Here is a 14,911-nt window from a genome sequence, read left to right as displayed (position 1 = left end):
CGAGCGCGCCCCGCCCCTGCCCGCTCGCACACCCAAGGAACCGCCGTGCCTTCCCCGCGCACCAGCGCGCCCTCGACCACCACCGGGTCAGACGCGCTCCTCTACCTCCTGTTCGGCATCCTCGGCGCCGCCATGGCCTTCGGCTCCCTGACCTGGCTGACCGGAAATCTCACCAACACCTTCGTCGGGAGCGGGACATGGGCCCCCTTCCGCATAACGGACGCGCTGCTGCACCCGGAGGTGCTGTGGCCAGCCCTGAGCACCAGCATGCTGATGGTTGGCGCCCGCGTCGTCCCCGCCCTGTTCACCGTTGCCCTGGTCGTCACCGCTGCCGTGCTGTGGATGCGGTGGCGTGCCGGGTCCAAGTCCGGCCTCGCCCGGAAGGCGGACCTGGCGCCGCTGCTGGACAAGGAGATCGTCGCCAAGGCGAAGAGCCTGCGCCCGAGCCTGGGCGGCCGGGAGAGTAAAAGAGGTCCTGCCCGCTGACCGCGGCATCCTGCTCGGCACCCTCGATCCCGGTCGTGCGGAGGTCCGCGCGTCCTGGGAGGACGTGATCGTCGCGATCATGGCCCCGCGTTCCGGCAAGACGTCCGGGCTGGCGATCCCCGCGATCCTCTCGGCACCGGGCCCGGTCCTGCTCACCAGTAACAAAGCCGCGAACGACGCCTTCACCACCACGGTGGACGCCCGTGCCGAGGTCGGCACGATCTGGACCCTCGATCCGCAGCAGATCGCCCACCACCCGCGCGAGATGTGGTGGGACATCCTCGCTGACGCCCGCGATCTCGCCGGGGCGAAGAGGTTGGCGGGGCACTTCGTGACCGCGAGCGTGGACGAGTCCAGCGGCTCCGACTTCTGGTCCACCGCCGCGAGCAACACCCTCGGTGCCCTCTTCCTCGCCGCCGCGTCCCACCGGCGGCCGATCACCGACGTCCTGGCCTGGCTCGCGATGCCGGCCGACCGCACCCCGGTGGACCTGCTCACCGACGCCGGCCACCATGCGGTCGCCGCCCAGCTCCAGGGCACCGTCTCCGGCGCGACCGAAACGCGCGACGGCATCTACGAGACGGCGAGGCAGTACGCGAGCTGCCTGCTCGACCCGGACGTCGCCGCCTGGGTCACCCCCAACGACGACCTTCCCGAGTTCCAGCCGTTCGCCTTCGCCACGTCCCGCGACACCTTGTACCTGCTGAGCAAGGACGGCGGCGGCAGCGCGTCCGCGATCATCGCTGCAGCGGCCGACGCCGTGATGCGCGCGGCCGTGATCGTGGCCGAGCGCTCCGGCGGGCGACTCGACCCGCCCGCCCTGTGCGTCCTCGACGAGGCAGCGAACGTCTGCCGCATCTCGGACCTCCCTGATCTCTACAGCCACCTGGGCAGCCGAGGCGTCATCCCGATGACGATCCTGCAGTCCTACCGTCAGGGCCAGCGGTGCTGGGGCGAGGCCGGTATGGACGCCCTGTACTCCGCCGCCACCATCAAGATCATCGGATCTGGCATCGACGACGCGGACTTCGCCGACCGGCTCAGCCGTCAGGTCGGCGATCGCGACGTCCAGACCACCTCGGTGTCGACCAGCGAGGGCGGCAAGTCCACCTCGGTGAGCATGCGCACGGAACGGATCCTTCCGCCGGACGCCATCCGCGCCCTGCCCAAGGGCAAGGTTCTGCTGCTGGCCACCGGCATCCGGGTCGCCATGCTCAACCTCAAGCCCTGGTACAAGGAGCCCTCCGCCAAGGTGGTCGGCCCGGCTTCCGCTCGCGCCACGAAGGCCATCACCGAGCGTGCCCTCGCGAAGAGCATCGGCCAGGACGATCTTGGACTGTCGGCATGAGCGCGCCCACACCACAGCAGGGGCGGTTGGCCCACGCTCCGGTCGTCCTGCGCGGTGGCCGGTGGTGGCTTGACGGCGGGGCAGGCTCGGTTCCCGCCTCCGATCCCGCCTTCACCGCCGTCCTGGACGACTTCGCGCTGTCGATGGCCGCTGCCGACCAGGCAGTCGCCAACCTCCTCATCCGGCAAGACGAGGCGCCCTGCGTTGATCCCGGAGGCCGGCGGTGAACCCGCTGATGAGCGCCGAGCAGGCGGTGCTCGGTGCCGCACTCCTCGACCCCGAGCAGCTCACGCACCTGGAGTGGCTCGCTGCGGACCACTTCTATCGGCCGGTCCACCAGGCGCTGTTCGACGCTCTCCGCAAGCTGCGCAACGACGGGCATCCCGCGCTCTCGGCCGATGGTCCGTTGCCGCTGTCGTGGGTGACCGACGCGGTCGAGGAGGCCGGACAGCACGTGCGCGGGCTGACCGCGGCGTACGCCCACACCCTGATCTAGGCGTGTCCCCGAACAGAGCACGCCCCGGTGTACGGACGCATGGTGCTGGAGGGGGCGATTCACCGCACCGTCGCCCAGCACGCGATCCGTCTCCACCAGGCGGCTCGGGCCGACGCCGTCCAGGGCGAGGTCGAGGGAGCCTTGCGCACGGCGGACGTCCTGACCGGCGTACTCACCGACCTTGCACGACGCTGGGGAACCGACCCTCGACCGGTCCCACCCACCGCTGGGCCCTCTGCCGCCACGGACATCCCGCCTCCGGCGCAAAGCGGCCAGGTCGCCGAGGACGAGCGGTTCCTCCTGGCCGTCCTCGCCGAACAGCCGGGGGCCATGGGCGAGGTGGTGGCCTGGCTGCGGCCGGGAGACTTCGCCGACCCGACCCACGGGCAGCTCTACCGGTGCCTGGGCGCGCTGCACCACCGAGGCGAACCCATCGACCGGATCACCCTGCTCTGGGAGGCCCAGCGACGCGGCCTGCTGGCCGACGGCACAGTGTCGAGCGAGCAGCTGACCGGCGTCTGCGAAGGCATGGTCCCCGGCAGCGCCGACTGGTTCGGACAGCGGGTGATGCGCTCCTCCGTCACCCGCACCGCCGCCGCCTCCGCGCGAGCCATCCGGACCCTGGCCCAGGACGAGGTTCTGGGGCCCGGCCGACTGATCAACCACGCCCTGCACGAACTCGGTCCGCTCGACGAGGTACGTGCCCGTTGGGCCACCGCGAACAGCAGTCCGGCTCCGAAGACCACGGCATCCGCTCCGTCGGCGGCCGAGCCGCCGCCCGACCGAGTGAAGGCCGCCCGCGCCCGCAGCACACCCCGCCCAGGCGCGTCACCCCCAGCCCCGGCCAGCCGTCTCCCCACGCTGTCAGCAGCCCGACCACCCTCGCGCGGCCACCCGTGAGGCCCCCTCCCCACCAGCCTCTTCTGCCCCTGGAACCCGCCTTGATCTACCCCATCTCCGCAGCCGCGCCGGACCTACGCGTCACGGCCCCGAGCCTCGCCACCCCGTTGATCGGGTCTCTCTGCTCGGGGTACGGCGGCCTCGACCTGGGTGTGCAGTCCGCGCTCGGCGGCACGCTCGCCTGGCATGCCGAGGTCGACCCGAACGCCTCACGCATCCTGGCCCGCCACTGGCCCGGCGTCCCGAACCTGGGCGATATCACCGCCGTCAACTGGTCCACCGTCCCCCGGGTGTGCGTCCTGACGGCTGGCTTCCCCTGTCAAAGACGTCTCGGTCGCCGGCCGCCGGGCCGGACTCAACGCCCAGACCCGCTCCGGGCTCTGGCTGCACGTCGCCCGTGCGGTCGCAGCCCTCCGACCCTGCCTGGTTGTGATCGAGAATGTGCGTGGCCTCCTCACCTCCCCCGCCGGTTCCCCTGGCGACGTGGAACCCTGCCCGTGGTGTCTGGGAGACACCGCAGGTCAGCCTGCTCTGCGGGCACTCGGTGCCGTACTCGGATCCCTGGCCGACCTCGGGTACGACGCGAAGTGGCTCGTGCTTCGTGCCTCCGACGTCGGGGCCCCGCACCGCCGCGAGCGGACCTTCCTCGCCGCATGGCCCGCCGGGCACCCTGCTGAAGACGCCGACCAGCAACATCGGGAAGAACGGCGACAGCCAGCATCCATCGAAGCGGAAGAGCGGGGGCCACGGTCCGAACCTGGCCGACGAGGTCGAGTGGCTGCTGCTGCCGACCCCGAAGGCGTCGGTGTGCAACAAGCCTGATGTTCGTTCCCAGGGTGCTCCTCCCGGAGGTGTTGCTCCAGGGGCTGGCCAGGGTGTTCCTCACCCGATCGTGTGGAGGTGGGCCGGATGAGGGTCCTTCGGGATTCTTGAAGCTGTTTCATTCCCTCGTGTCGCCGTTCGGCGGCGCTGAAGTGGGGGAGGCACAGGTTGGCCCTAGCTGTTGTCCAAGACCTCCGGCAGGCGCGCGGTGTGCCAACACCGGAGGAGCTGGAGGACTTCGAGACCAACGTGTTGGCGGGCTTCGTCCTGGCTCGTGCGTCAGCCGGTCTGACCGACGGGACGGTCCAGGGTGACATCGGACACCTGGAGAAGGTGCGCGACTGGTTCGGCCGGCCGCTGTGGGAGATGGAGCCTCCGGACGTCGACGCGTATTTCGGCAAGGTGATCCGTGCCGCGTCCCCCTCGCTCCGGGCGGGCCGGGCCGGAGCCATCAGTGTCTTCTTCGACTTCCTGGAGATGCGGCACCGCGCGGCACTCCATCAGCTGACGGGGCGGCTGGTGGAGTGCCCGCTCGACGAGATGAACCGCCCGCGGGCGACCGTCACGCCGCAGCTGCGGATTCCGCCCAGCGGCGATGAGATCGAGCAGCTCTTCACCGGGTGGCGCGACGATCTCGCGACCTGCCGCAAGTTCGCTCCCGTCGCCCGCAACTACACCGTTGCCCGCCTGTCCGCCGATGTCGGGCTGCGGATCAACGAGGCCCGGATGCTCGACCTGGACGACGTCCGCTGGGACCTGGGGCGGTTCGGGAAACTGAACGTGCGCTTCGGCAAGGGCTCACACCGTTCTGGCCCGAAGCAGCGGATGGTGCCACTGATCAACAGCGCGGACCGCAGCCTACGTTGGTACGTCGAGGACGTCTGGGGCCAGTTCGGTGCCGACCCCATGATTCCAGGGGCGGCGCTGTTCCCGTCCGAGCGGCGCACGGGTTCCGGCCGCGCGGGCGCCGAGGTGTTCCGCACCGCGCTGGCAGAGGCGACCGCCCGCCATCTTCCGGCCTGGGCCGGGAAGCTCACTCCGCACGTCCTGCGGCACTTTTGTGCCTCCCAGCTCTACCTGTCCGGGATGGATCTGATCGCTGTCCAGGAGTTGTTGGGGCACACCTGGATCGCCACGACGATGCGCTACATCACACGTGCACCGCACGCACATCGAAGACGCCTGGACGGCCGCCCACCAGCGCGCCGAGTCCCGGTGGAAGGGACTAACCCGATGAAGTGGAACCTGCGACTGGCCGCGGCCCACCGCGGGATCTGGAAGGCGAGCGAGCTCCAGCGCCTCCTCGCCGACCACGGCCTGGTGATCAGCGCGGGAAAGATGTCCGGCTTGTGGTCGAGCACCCCGGCCAGCATCAAACTGTCCGACCTCGAAGTCATCTGCGTGGCCCTGGGCTGCGAGATCACCGAGATCATGACGCCCGAGCCGGAGAACGTCATCCGCAGCACGGCGACCGAGACGCCGGCCGGCAAGACCGCCGGACACTCGGCGCCGTCCCCGGCGGTCATCCCGCGCTCGCGCGGCGCCCGATCCCTGCCGCCGCGATGACCTGCCCGGTCTGCGCGGAGCCGGTCCCGGTCTGCCCCGGGCCCAGACGTCAGCGCGTCTACTGTTCGGGAGCGTGCAGGAGCCGGGCCTACCGGCAGCGCCACCCCGGGAGGTCTCGGTCCCAGCAACGCCCGACCGAGTTGAAGATCCCCAGGCCCACAGGAGAGGGGGCGCTGGGCACTGCCCGGAAGTACGCCATCAGGCTCGGCGAAGAGCGGGGCTGGACGGTCTACCTGCATCGCCAGGTCCACAAGGCCCTGGGTCGCCTCCTGACCGGCCTGCCAGACGGGCGGGCACATCAGCCACACCGCACTGCGCCAGGAACTCGCTGGGACGAACCTGCCGATGCGCCGCACCGCCGAGATCCTCGCCGCTCTGGACCTGCTGGACGAGGACCGGACATCGGCCGCCCTGAAGTGGATCGAGCGCCGCACCGCCGAACTACCCGACGGCTTCGCTGCGGACGTGCGGGGTTGGCTGCTGTGGCTTCTGGACGGCGACGCCCGCACCCGGCCCCGGGCCCTGGGCACCCTGCACTCTTACTTCGGCTCCGTCCGCCCCGTCGTGGAGAAATGGGCCGAGCACCGGACCCAACTGCGGGAGATCACCCGCCAGGACGTCACCGACGCGATCGCCGACCTCCGCGGCAGCCAGTACACCGCAGCCCTCGCGTCCCTGCGGCCCCTCTTCCGCTACGCCAAGAGGAACAGGCGGATCTTCACCAACCCCTTGCGGGGCATCCGTGTCGGCCGCCGCCCGCCGGGCCCGGTCATGCCGATGAGCGACGACGAGATCAGTCACATCCAGACGACCGCCCAGGCGCCGCCCGCCCGCTTGGCCGTCGCCCTGGCCGCCGTCCACGCCGCCCGAGGCGAGGCGATCCGGGCTCTGCTGCTGGACGACCTGGACTTCCACCAGGACCGCATCACCATCGACGGCAACCTCCAGCCGATGGGCGACCTCACCCGCGTCGCACTCCGGGCCTGGCTCGCCGAGCGGCAAACCCGCTGGCCCCGCACCCTCAACCGGCACGTTCTGGTCTCCCGACAGACCGCCAACGGCACCGACCCGGTCAGCGCCTACTTCCTCAAGCGGCAGCTCACGCTGCACGGCGTCAGCCTGGACCGGGTTCGCGCCGACCGTGTCCTGGGTGAGGCCCTCGCAACCGGAGCCGACCCCCTGCACCTGACCGCGATCTTCAACCTCTCCGAGACGACCGCCGTGAAGTACGCAACCCTCGCCCGCCGACTCCTTACTGCCGATGCGGCTGAGGGCTGCATCCGTCAACAGCCGTGATCAGCGGGATGAAGAGTACGGCTGCACGATCGCCGCCACAGCTACACAGACCTACCTTGCATCTTGGGGTGCCGTAAGAACTGTGTCACCAGACGCAAACTACAGTGATCAGTCCTCGGACCTGACAGGTCGGGGCAGTTGGTCTACTTCTGGTCGCCCTCAAGAAGCTGCGGAAACTTCCCGAGGAAGTCGGCGCCAGCTTCCGCCAGCGGACCTTGCGGACCGTTGGCGATGATTTCAGCGATTGTTCCGATGACTTCGGCCCTCTTCTCATCGGACAGCCTGGGATCGTTCAGAAGGCGTTCGGCGGCCAGGTAGCGGGAGAACTCCAGAGGCTGGTTGAAGTAGGCCCGCAGGTGCTCGGCAGCGGTCTCCTGGCTCTTCACGAAGGTCTTACTCACGAAGGCTGCGAGGGCGGCAGCCACTGCGCCCAGGCCACCAGCGACCGCTGCCACTGCCACGCTGTCTGCGAGGGCTGCAGCAACGACAAAGACCACGAGGAGTACAAAGCCGGCGGTCATGGCGCGTTGCGCGCTCATGAAGGACTTGCGGGCCTGGCCGGTAGCGATGTCGTGGTAAAGGCTCAGGCGCTCGTGGGTGAGGTGCCACAGCCGCCCCAGGGCGAGCGCCCTGTCCTCACCTTCAAGCACGTTTTCCAGATTGCGTTGGGCTACGCGGACCCTTTCGCGGCCTTCCTCGATGACGGGGCTGTCGCTGTACGAGTCGTCCATCCAGGCCCGCAGGGCTAGCACGACTACCGCTGCAAGGAGGATCCAGCCAGCCTGATCCAGGATCCACTGCGCGGCGCGATCCGGGACCGTCGCTTTCTCCGCACTGAAGTCTTTACGCATCTGCATCAGGCCGTACAGAAGCCCCGCCAGCACTGCGCCAGCAATCAGGCTAGATAGGTGCTGGTAGCGCTTCCACAACGGCCTCTTGTCCGTCTCATCGTCGGCCGTAAGCGGTTCAGGAGTCGACATAGTTGATCAGGATGCCGTAGCAGCAGCATCCGTACAGTCCATTCCCGGAGATCCGCCAGAGATGGGCGACCACCGATGCGTGCTCGCACGTTCGGCGGGAGCCTGCTTGAGGATCACGAACACTGCTCTCCTTCGCTCAGCGGCTGGTGACACGGTTCTTACCGGCACCCCATCTTCAGCGGTCATGCCCAGGCTGCCGGCCGTCTCGCCGTACGAGACCGCAGCCGTATGCAAGATCCAACTGGAATGTGCAGCGTCAGGTGAAAGGTGAAGTTGTCCTGTGCCAGGGCCACCTACACAGGACACTCACCCCCGCCAACCACGAAGCCGAACCCAAGGACCGACCCCCTCGCAGCCCGCGGTAACAGCCCAGGGTTCTCGCCGAAGAACCCTCAGAAATCTTGAACCCACGAACTTCACGGGATCAAGGGTTCGCCGAACCAGCGGCACGGCAATGGCGACATGACCCTGCCCAGTGCGGCTGCGTCTCTGTTGCCGACGCCGAGGGCCAGCGACACGGGCACCCCGGGCCGCCGCCCCGGGAAGGGATGGCGGCCTCCCTTGTCGGCGGTGGTCCTGCCTCTCTGGGCGGAGGAGACGCCGGAGGCGGGGGCGCGGACCGGCGATGGGGAGCGTACGGATCCGCCATCACCCGATGGGAGAGCCTCACCCGCCCGGCCCCGGCTCCCACGGACGCGGCCGGTCGGCTCCGCGCGGACTTCGTGGAGTGGATGCAGGGCCTCGACGCCGGCTGGGTCACCGCGACTCCGGGGCTCGGCCGTCCAGCGCAGCTCACCGCGCTCGGCAACGGCGTCGTCCCACAACAGGCTGAGCGTGCCTTGCAGTTGCTGGCACCACCCTTCCTCCGCTGTCCCCGCTGCGCCGACCGATAGCGCTCCACTACCGCGTTCTTCCGGCCGGACCAAACCGCTGATTCTCCGGATCCTCTCGGGCATGTCGCCGTCTCACAGATGGAGCACACCCCCATGGCCGACACCAGCCCGACCTCCCCCGGCCCCGAGCCGTACCGCGTCCCCGACGCAGACCTCGACGACCTCGCCAGCACCCTCGCCAAGACCATGGCCGAGGTCAGGCAGCACGGCGTCATCCTCGACCGCCTCGGCTCCGAGCCCGACCCCGGCGCCATCCAGCCGCCGGACGGCGCTCCGGAAGCCGAGGCGGCTGACGGGAAGAAGCCCGACGGCCCCGCCTCGGTGTTCATCCTCGCCCTGGGCGGCAAGGAGTACGCCGTCGAACTCGCTGCTCTCAGCGACTGGGTGAACTACCTCTTCCTGCCGGTGTACGGCCGGGAGATCAGCACGAGCCGTCCCTGGTGCGCGCACTGGCACGAACACCCCGAGGCTGTCGCCCGGCTCCACGCACTCTGGCTCGCCTGGCAGCAGTTCACCGACACGGAGGCCGGCCTGTCCGGCCCCTCGACCTGGCACCGCGACCACCTGGACCAGACCCTGGCGCACCTGCGTGCGCCCGACGGACCGTTCGCAGCCTGCACGACCAGCGCAACTCGCCCCAATCACCGTGTGCTGGCCACCCCGGCGCCCGAGCAGGCGGGGGTGGCGGCGTGAACGACATTCTCGACTTCAGCCTCGCCGATCTATCGCCGGTCAACGACGACTCCGAGGAAGCGATGGAGGCTCTCTGGGCTGGCGACCTGACGGTGCTGTCCCAGCACCACACCACACCCAACGGTTCGCACAGCTTCGTCCTCGCCCACGACCGATCGGTCACCTGGGGGATACCCGGCGAGCCACAGCTCGTTGCGATCGCGGTCGCTCGGGATCTGCGGCAGTCCACGTTCACGTTCGAGACGAGTCACCACGCCACGGCGTCCTTCGCACAGAACTGGCTGGCAGAACGCGGCTGCCCGCTCGAACGGATCGCACTGCACGGTGGCGACTACATCAAGCCCGCCGACGACCTCACCCTCCAGGTGGAACAGCAGATCCAGACGTCGGACACCCGCTACGAGGTCCTCGACACCTACACCTCTGACGACAACCCCAGCGAGGCGTGGACACTCGTCAACGACTCCCAGGCCACCCAGGCACCGGTTCGCCTCTTCTACGAGGAGTGGAACCACGGCGCCGGCACGTACACGATGCGCGAAGGCGCCTTCCCCGACGTCGGCGTCGCCCAGACCTGGCTGGACGAGCGCAGTGAACCGCTGCCCGAGCCTCCGGAGTACAGCGACCACAACGGTGCTGTCGTCCGGGCCCGCATCGCCCGAATCGCCCTTTCCCGGTCCGCCGGAACCTCTCCGACACCGCAGACCGGGCTCGACGCGCCCCGCGCGTCAGCGGCGGTACCGGTCCAGCGCGCGGTCCAGGGGAGGCTGCTGTGAGCCGCGCCCGCTTCGCCTTCGCCGCGCACCCTGACGCCATTGCCGACCTGCGGGAACTCCCCTCTGAGATGCGCGATTTGGCCTTGCTGGAGCTGCAGAACCTGGTCCACGGAAGCGACGACTGCTTGCCGTTGAAGGGCCGCCTCGCCGGCTTCCACAAGGTGTACGTCGACCCGGAGGTCTCTTACCGGCTGGTCATCCAGTTCCGCCAAGCGCCACCGACCTCGACCCACAAGCGCGAGATCTACCTCGTGGCGGCTGGCAGCCGGAAGGACTACGCGGTCTACCGCGCGGCCCACCTACGGACCGAGCCCCAGCAAGGGGTCGGCCCGGACTCCGCCATGGAGGCCCGCGTGCAGGCCGCCCGGTCTCGCTCGACGCTCACCACCGAACGGCCGACAACGGGCCGCGCGGCTGCCCCGTCACCAGCGCCGCCCTCGGCCACTGCTTCTCGAAAGGTCGCCCAGCGATGACCAACGACCGTACTGCGCTCACCCGTTCAGAGCTGGCGGATCTCCTCACCGAGGCCGCTCAGAACGTCGGCGGCATCCCTGCCGCCGAGTACCCGACGGCAGCCGCCCGCTCCTACCTGCATCCCGTCTTGGGTCCGCTGGCCGCTGGGCCCCGTGTGATCACCGAGCTGAACGACCGGTTCGAGGGTTTCGTGGCCACCGAGCCACGCGCTGCTGGTTCGGCGGGCCTGTTCGCTCTGGCCTCCTACGCCTCCGCGCTGGGGTGGCTCACCGAGTCGTTCGCCGAGCTGACCTCCTCGGTCGATGAGATCTGTACCCGCGTGGGCATACCCACGGAGCCACGCGCCCCGATCGTCGCCGCGCCCGGTGGTACTGAGCGGGACGACGAGTTCGACTTCGCCTTCAACGCACTTGAGTTGGAGGCGGTCCGTAACGCAGCCGAGGCCGCCGGCCTCGCGCCGGACGACTACGTCGAGGTTCTCTCCCAGTCGCTGCTCGCCGCCGCCCGGATCACCGACGCCTGCATGGAGATCTCCAGCGGCCTGCTCGATGACGCCGATCTCCTCAGCGAAGTGAGCGACCGCCCTCGGCTCGACAACGATCCCGGGAGCCTGCCCGCTCTGGTCCGCTCCCTGCTCGCCCGGATGGAGACGACGGAGTGAACCCGTACGACGCAGACACACACCCTGGGCCTTATCTCGTCGTCGAAGTGCTCGGTGTCGGGGATGTCAGCGTGCACGCCCTCGCACATGGTCCGGAGGAGCCGCTGCACCAGGCCGCTACACGCGTCATCGAAGCCGCAGCGGCGCTGGACGAGCGACACGAGAGCGTGCTCAACGCGGTCCAGCGCGCTCAGCGGCTGCTCGAAGGCACTGGTCGGCATGAAGTCGGCCAAGCCCAGGTCTCGTACGCGCTGCTGCACACAGCTCTCCCGGACCTCGGAGACGGCCTGGCCCAGCAGGACCGGGCATACAGCCAGCTCGTCAAGTCCCTGTCCGCCTACCGCCGGCTTCTTTCCTCGCCCGAGCCTGCTCAACACGCGAGCAACAAGAGCCACGGGCAGGGCCAGAAGACGAGGCCCCGCCGGGACGACGACTGGGCCGTCGCCGGGGAGCGCGGGCTGGTAGCCCTCGAAGCGGTTGCGGCCGGAGGTGTTCGCTTTCGCCGCAACGCGATCGGCGAGGACCCGTACATCTCGCGGGAGAAGGCCCAGTGGCAGGACCCGGCGGTCTTCCCGCAGACCGTGCAGCGGCTGGTCGCCGACGGGCTACTGCATCAGGACATCACCGAGAACGTGTACCGGCCCGGCCAGCTCCTCTCGCTCACTGCGCAGGGGGAAGCCGCCCTGCGTGATGGTCGCGCGACGACCTCCCGGGTGTCCGCCGCCCTCGGCCGCACCACCACGCGGACCACGTCAGGCGCGCCCTCCGACTCGGCCGCCGTGCCCGTCGCCAGGACCTCCCTCGCGACCCCCCGCTCACGCTGACCTCATCCCGATAAAGACCCCACCATGGCTACCCCCGGCCTGCCCCCCACCTTCTCCACCGCTTCCATCGATGCCCTGCGCGTCGAGGAGGCTCTCGCCCGGATCGGGCCCAAGTGGACCACCTGGACGGCGATGACCCTGGCCCAGGTGAACGGCCCCGTGCGCGTCCGCGACGTTGCTGCGCAGCTCCCCTTCGTCAGTGAGCAGTTCGTCGGCAAACGGCTGGCCACGATGCACGCTGACGGATTGGTGATCCGCGATGACGACCGGCGGGGCGCGCCGTACCGGCTCAGCGCGCTCGGCACGTCTCTGGCGCCCGTCCTCCGCACGGTGTCGGACTGGTCCCGCACCCACCTGACACAGGAACCGATGGCCGAAGCCGAGCGTGTCGAGGACGCGCTGCGCCGCCTGCATCTTCGGCACTCAACTGCCGCGATTCAGGCCGTCGACTCGGCTGACGGCCAGATGCGGTTCGTTCACATCGCCGAGGCGGCCGGTCTGGACTACGGCCTCGCACGGCAGCGACTTGTCCGGCTTCAGGCCGATGGCCTGGTCACGCGGACGGGCTCCCGGCACGGAGACCCTTACGTACTCACCGATGCCGGCCAGGCGTTGGGGGCCGTCTACGCGAGTGTCGAGCACTGGAGCCAGCCCTTCGCGCGGCGAGGTGGAACAGCAGCCCCGCGTCCGACAGCGGCAGCCACGCGCACCCACGTCGGCATTCCGCTGGGGGCGGGAGCCGACAGCGCCCGGACCGCGGCGGCCCTACGACGGAGCGCCGCCGCGTCGAACGTCATGTTCAGCCACGCGCCTCAGCCGGAACCACGGGTGCCGGCGGCCGTGACCGCTCAGTCGGCACCGGGCCGGGGCCGGTGACGGGGTGAGAACTAGAGGCCGCTCGCCGCCACTACGGCATCCGTGTGCGCTCCGGCGTCTCCCGCCGCTGCGCACGCGGATCCGTTCTCCTCCTTCGCTTCCGGAGACTCGACCATGTACGCCCCTGATGACCCGACCCGGTACCAAGAGGTACTGGTCAGCCCCATGTATCTGGCTGGTTCCAACGGGACCGGCGAGGCTGGCTTCGCGCCCGTCGCCCACTGGCCCCATCAGTACCTCGATGAGGGCCCCTGCCAGCTCCTCGTGACCTCTCCCGACCAACGGATTCGGATCGGCTGGTTCGGCGACGACTTCGAACTGTGGAAGATCAGCGCAGCCGAGGACGCCTTCTCGGCGCCTCGCTGGACGGCGACGTTCAACCACGTCACCCCAGCCGAGATGGTCGCCGGCCTCACCGCCGCACTGGTCCAGGACTACGACGAAGCCATCGCCTCCGACACCCCCGGCCGCTTCTTGACAGGACCAACCGTCCCCTGGAGGGACACCGTCCGGCCGCTGACCGATGCCGGCTGGAACCTTGACGGAGCTGCTGAACTCGGCACCGTCGAGATCATCGCTCCTGACGACCAAGCGGGCATCCTTATCGATCGGCGCGGCTACGGCTCCGACCGCACGACCGTCGAGCTGTGGGCTGGCCCGCTGGGCTGGGGCACGCGTGCCGAAGCGACGTTCACGGCCCGCACCCCATCGCATTTGATCGCCGCAACCGCCACTGTGATGGCGAAGTCGACCCCGGTGGTCCGTGAACGCCACCAAGTCGACCGGCGGATGCAGCACCTGGTCACGATGACTCCTGTCGCTTCGGCCACGCCGATCGCTGAGACTCAGGTCTCGCGCGCTCCGACACCGCTGGACGTACGCCGCACCGCGGTCACCCAGGCCGTACACCGTGCCGCGCGGGCACCACGCACAGCAGCCGACCTCCGGGTGATGGCCGCGCAGAGCCGCTCCACAGGGGCGGCGCAGAAACGGACGGGCCACCCCGCGCCCGCGACCTCTGCCCGGCTGCCGGCCAGCTCGCCGACGCCCCGGCGCGGACGCTGACTCCCACCCCAAGCTGCTCTCCACCCGCGACCATTCCCGCCCAACAGGAGTTCCACCATGCCCACCACCATGCTCGACCAGGCCACGGCCATGATCGAGAACGCCTGGGGCCAGCCCATCGAAGCTCTTGAGGTCCTAGGGGTCCGCCGCCCCAGCGAGGACCCGCTCCTGCGCTGCGCCATGCACACCCGCGCGGCCCTGGCCATCACGGACAGCGCGGTAACCGTTCACCAGGACCGTCTTCACGCCCTGTCCCGGCATGGATACGTGCCTGATCTGTGCCCTCTACCAGACTGTGTGCGTGGACATCACCGACACCCGGCTCCAAGCCGCGGAGGTCCTGGGCGCTGAGTGCCGCTCGGACGAGGTCCGCGGGGCCCGGCTCGCCGCGCTCCAGACCGCGCTGCTCAAGGCGTCCTCGGAGGAGAACTTCCGGCGCACGCTGGTCTTCCACCACGTCGTCAAGGAGGCCGAGGCGTTCGCGGCCGATCATCCCGACGTTGCCGCGCAGCTGCACGCATCCGACCCCCGTGCTGTACCCGAAGACGATCTGGGCGGACTGGCTGTGCGGCGATCACAAGCTGCTCCACCGCCGCCGCCTGCTGGGCGAGTTCGCGGCCGGGATCGCCACGGACGGCACCGTCGTGGAGAATTGCTTCCTGTCTCGGTGAAGGTCCTGGTCGAGGGCGTCCGTACCCCTGCAGCCGACGTCTTGGCGCCGGTCAGCTACGCGTCAGGTCGGCGAGGACTGAAGG

Annotated in this window: 13 protein-coding genes and 3 pseudogenes; 15 read left to right on the top strand and 1 reads right to left on the bottom strand. The window is 69.6% G+C overall.

Features of this window, described 5'->3' with window-relative positions; genetic code table 11:
• Positions 1-45 precede the first annotated feature (45 nt).
• From ACFQLX_RS08465 to ACFQLX_RS08435, 7 genes and pseudogenes are all read left to right on the top strand, one after another.
• A pseudogene (locus ACFQLX_RS08465) lies at positions 46-1,834 on the top strand (type IV secretory system conjugative DNA transfer family protein).
• Positions 1,831-2,061: a hypothetical protein gene (locus ACFQLX_RS08460; protein WP_165684135.1), complete on the top strand. Its 231-nt coding sequence runs from the start codon at positions 1,831-1,833 to the stop codon at positions 2,059-2,061. The pseudogene ACFQLX_RS08465 and the gene ACFQLX_RS08460 overlap by 4 nt, the downstream one beginning before the upstream one ends.
• Positions 2,058-3,230 (top strand): annotated as a pseudogene (locus ACFQLX_RS08455) (DnaB-like helicase N-terminal domain-containing protein). The gene ACFQLX_RS08460 and the pseudogene ACFQLX_RS08455 overlap by 4 nt, the downstream one beginning before the upstream one ends.
• Positions 3,227-3,493, top strand: a pseudogene (locus tag ACFQLX_RS08450) (hypothetical protein); the annotation flags it as partial. The pseudogenes ACFQLX_RS08455 and ACFQLX_RS08450, both read left to right, overlap by 4 nt.
• A gap of 43 nt (positions 3,494-3,536) precedes the next feature.
• Positions 3,537-4,052 (top strand): DNA cytosine methyltransferase, encoded by a 516-nt coding sequence (locus tag ACFQLX_RS08445; protein ID WP_386413518.1) that lies wholly within the window; start codon positions 3,537-3,539, stop codon positions 4,050-4,052.
• Between the two features lie 210 nt (positions 4,053-4,262).
• Complete coding sequence (locus ACFQLX_RS08440; RefSeq protein WP_386413491.1) at positions 4,263-5,618, top strand: tyrosine-type recombinase/integrase; 1,356 nt, start codon at positions 4,263-4,265, stop codon at positions 5,616-5,618.
• Between the two features lie 345 nt (positions 5,619-5,963).
• Positions 5,964-6,914 carry a hypothetical protein gene (locus tag ACFQLX_RS08435; protein WP_386413490.1) on the top strand — a complete coding sequence of 317 codons (951 nt, stop codon included), beginning with the start codon at positions 5,964-5,966 and terminating at the stop codon, positions 6,912-6,914.
• Positions 6,915-7,057: 143 nt separating this feature from the next.
• Here the strand turns inward: ACFQLX_RS08435 and ACFQLX_RS08430 are convergent, their stop codons facing one another.
• Positions 7,058-7,894 carry a hypothetical protein gene (locus tag ACFQLX_RS08430; RefSeq protein ID WP_386413489.1) on the bottom strand — a complete coding sequence of 279 codons (837 nt, stop codon included), beginning with the start codon at positions 7,892-7,894 and terminating at the stop codon, positions 7,058-7,060.
• Positions 7,895-8,880: 986 nt separating this feature from the next.
• On the opposite strand from ACFQLX_RS08430, the gene ACFQLX_RS08425 reads away from it, so the two are divergent.
• From ACFQLX_RS08425 to ACFQLX_RS08390, 8 genes are all read left to right on the top strand, one after another.
• Positions 8,881-9,480 (top strand): DUF4913 domain-containing protein, encoded by a 600-nt coding sequence (locus ACFQLX_RS08425; RefSeq protein WP_037882112.1) that lies wholly within the window; start codon positions 8,881-8,883, stop codon positions 9,478-9,480.
• Positions 9,477-10,256 (top strand): glycosyl hydrolase, encoded by a 780-nt coding sequence (locus ACFQLX_RS08420; protein ID WP_386413488.1) that lies wholly within the window; start codon positions 9,477-9,479, stop codon positions 10,254-10,256. Before ACFQLX_RS08425 ends, ACFQLX_RS08420 begins: the two co-directional genes overlap by 4 nt.
• The gene (locus ACFQLX_RS08415; protein ID WP_386413487.1) at positions 10,253-10,729 is read left to right on the top strand and encodes a hypothetical protein; all 477 of its coding nucleotides are present in this window, start codon (positions 10,253-10,255) and stop codon (positions 10,727-10,729) included. The genes ACFQLX_RS08420 and ACFQLX_RS08415 overlap by 4 nt, the downstream gene beginning before the upstream one ends.
• Positions 10,726-11,391 (top strand): hypothetical protein, encoded by a 666-nt coding sequence (locus tag ACFQLX_RS08410; protein WP_386413486.1) that lies wholly within the window; start codon positions 10,726-10,728, stop codon positions 11,389-11,391. Before ACFQLX_RS08415 ends, ACFQLX_RS08410 begins: the two co-directional genes overlap by 4 nt.
• 71 nt (positions 11,392-11,462) lie before the next feature.
• Positions 11,463-12,215 (top strand): large ATP-binding protein, encoded by a 753-nt coding sequence (locus tag ACFQLX_RS08405; protein WP_386413485.1) that lies wholly within the window; start codon positions 11,463-11,465, stop codon positions 12,213-12,215.
• 24 nt (positions 12,216-12,239) lie between these two features.
• A complete protein-coding gene (locus tag ACFQLX_RS08400; RefSeq protein WP_386413483.1) occupies positions 12,240-13,091 on the top strand; it encodes a winged helix-turn-helix transcriptional regulator in 852 nt (283 codons plus the stop codon).
• A 114-nt stretch (positions 13,092-13,205) separates the two neighbouring features.
• Positions 13,206-14,156 carry an SPDY domain-containing protein gene (locus tag ACFQLX_RS08395; protein WP_386413482.1) on the top strand — a complete coding sequence of 317 codons (951 nt, stop codon included), beginning with the start codon at positions 13,206-13,208 and terminating at the stop codon, positions 14,154-14,156.
• A 530-nt stretch (positions 14,157-14,686) separates the two neighbouring features.
• Positions 14,687-14,827: a hypothetical protein gene (locus ACFQLX_RS08390; protein WP_386413480.1), complete on the top strand. Its 141-nt coding sequence runs from the start codon at positions 14,687-14,689 to the stop codon at positions 14,825-14,827.
• Positions 14,828-14,911 lie beyond the last annotated feature (84 nt).

It is taken from the genome of Streptomyces polyrhachis (genome assembly GCF_042663125.1).
GTDB classification, from domain to species: Bacteria; Actinomycetota; Actinomycetes; order Streptomycetales; family Streptomycetaceae; genus Streptomyces; species Streptomyces polyrhachii.
This window is presented reverse-complemented; position numbering and strand designations above follow the sequence as displayed.

Excerpts from the sequence above, each read along its gene's own strand:
- ACFQLX_RS08430 (WP_386413489.1), bottom strand. The coding sequence starts at position 7,894 with ATGTCGACTCCTGAACCGCTTACGGCCGACGATGAGACGGACAAGAGG.
- ACFQLX_RS08435 (WP_386413490.1), top strand. The coding sequence starts at position 5,964 with ATGCGCCGCACCGCCGAGATCCTCGCCGCTCTGGACCTGCTGGACGAG.
- ACFQLX_RS08410 (WP_386413486.1), top strand. The coding sequence starts at position 10,726 with ATGACCAACGACCGTACTGCGCTCACCCGTTCAGAGCTGGCGGATCTC.
- ACFQLX_RS08460 (WP_165684135.1), top strand. The coding sequence starts at position 1,831 with ATGAGCGCGCCCACACCACAGCAGGGGCGGTTGGCCCACGCTCCGGTC.
- ACFQLX_RS08425 (WP_037882112.1), top strand. The coding sequence starts at position 8,881 with ATGGCCGACACCAGCCCGACCTCCCCCGGCCCCGAGCCGTACCGCGTC.
- ACFQLX_RS08400 (WP_386413483.1), top strand. The coding sequence starts at position 12,240 with ATGGCTACCCCCGGCCTGCCCCCCACCTTCTCCACCGCTTCCATCGAT.
- ACFQLX_RS08395 (WP_386413482.1), top strand. The coding sequence starts at position 13,206 with ATGTACGCCCCTGATGACCCGACCCGGTACCAAGAGGTACTGGTCAGC.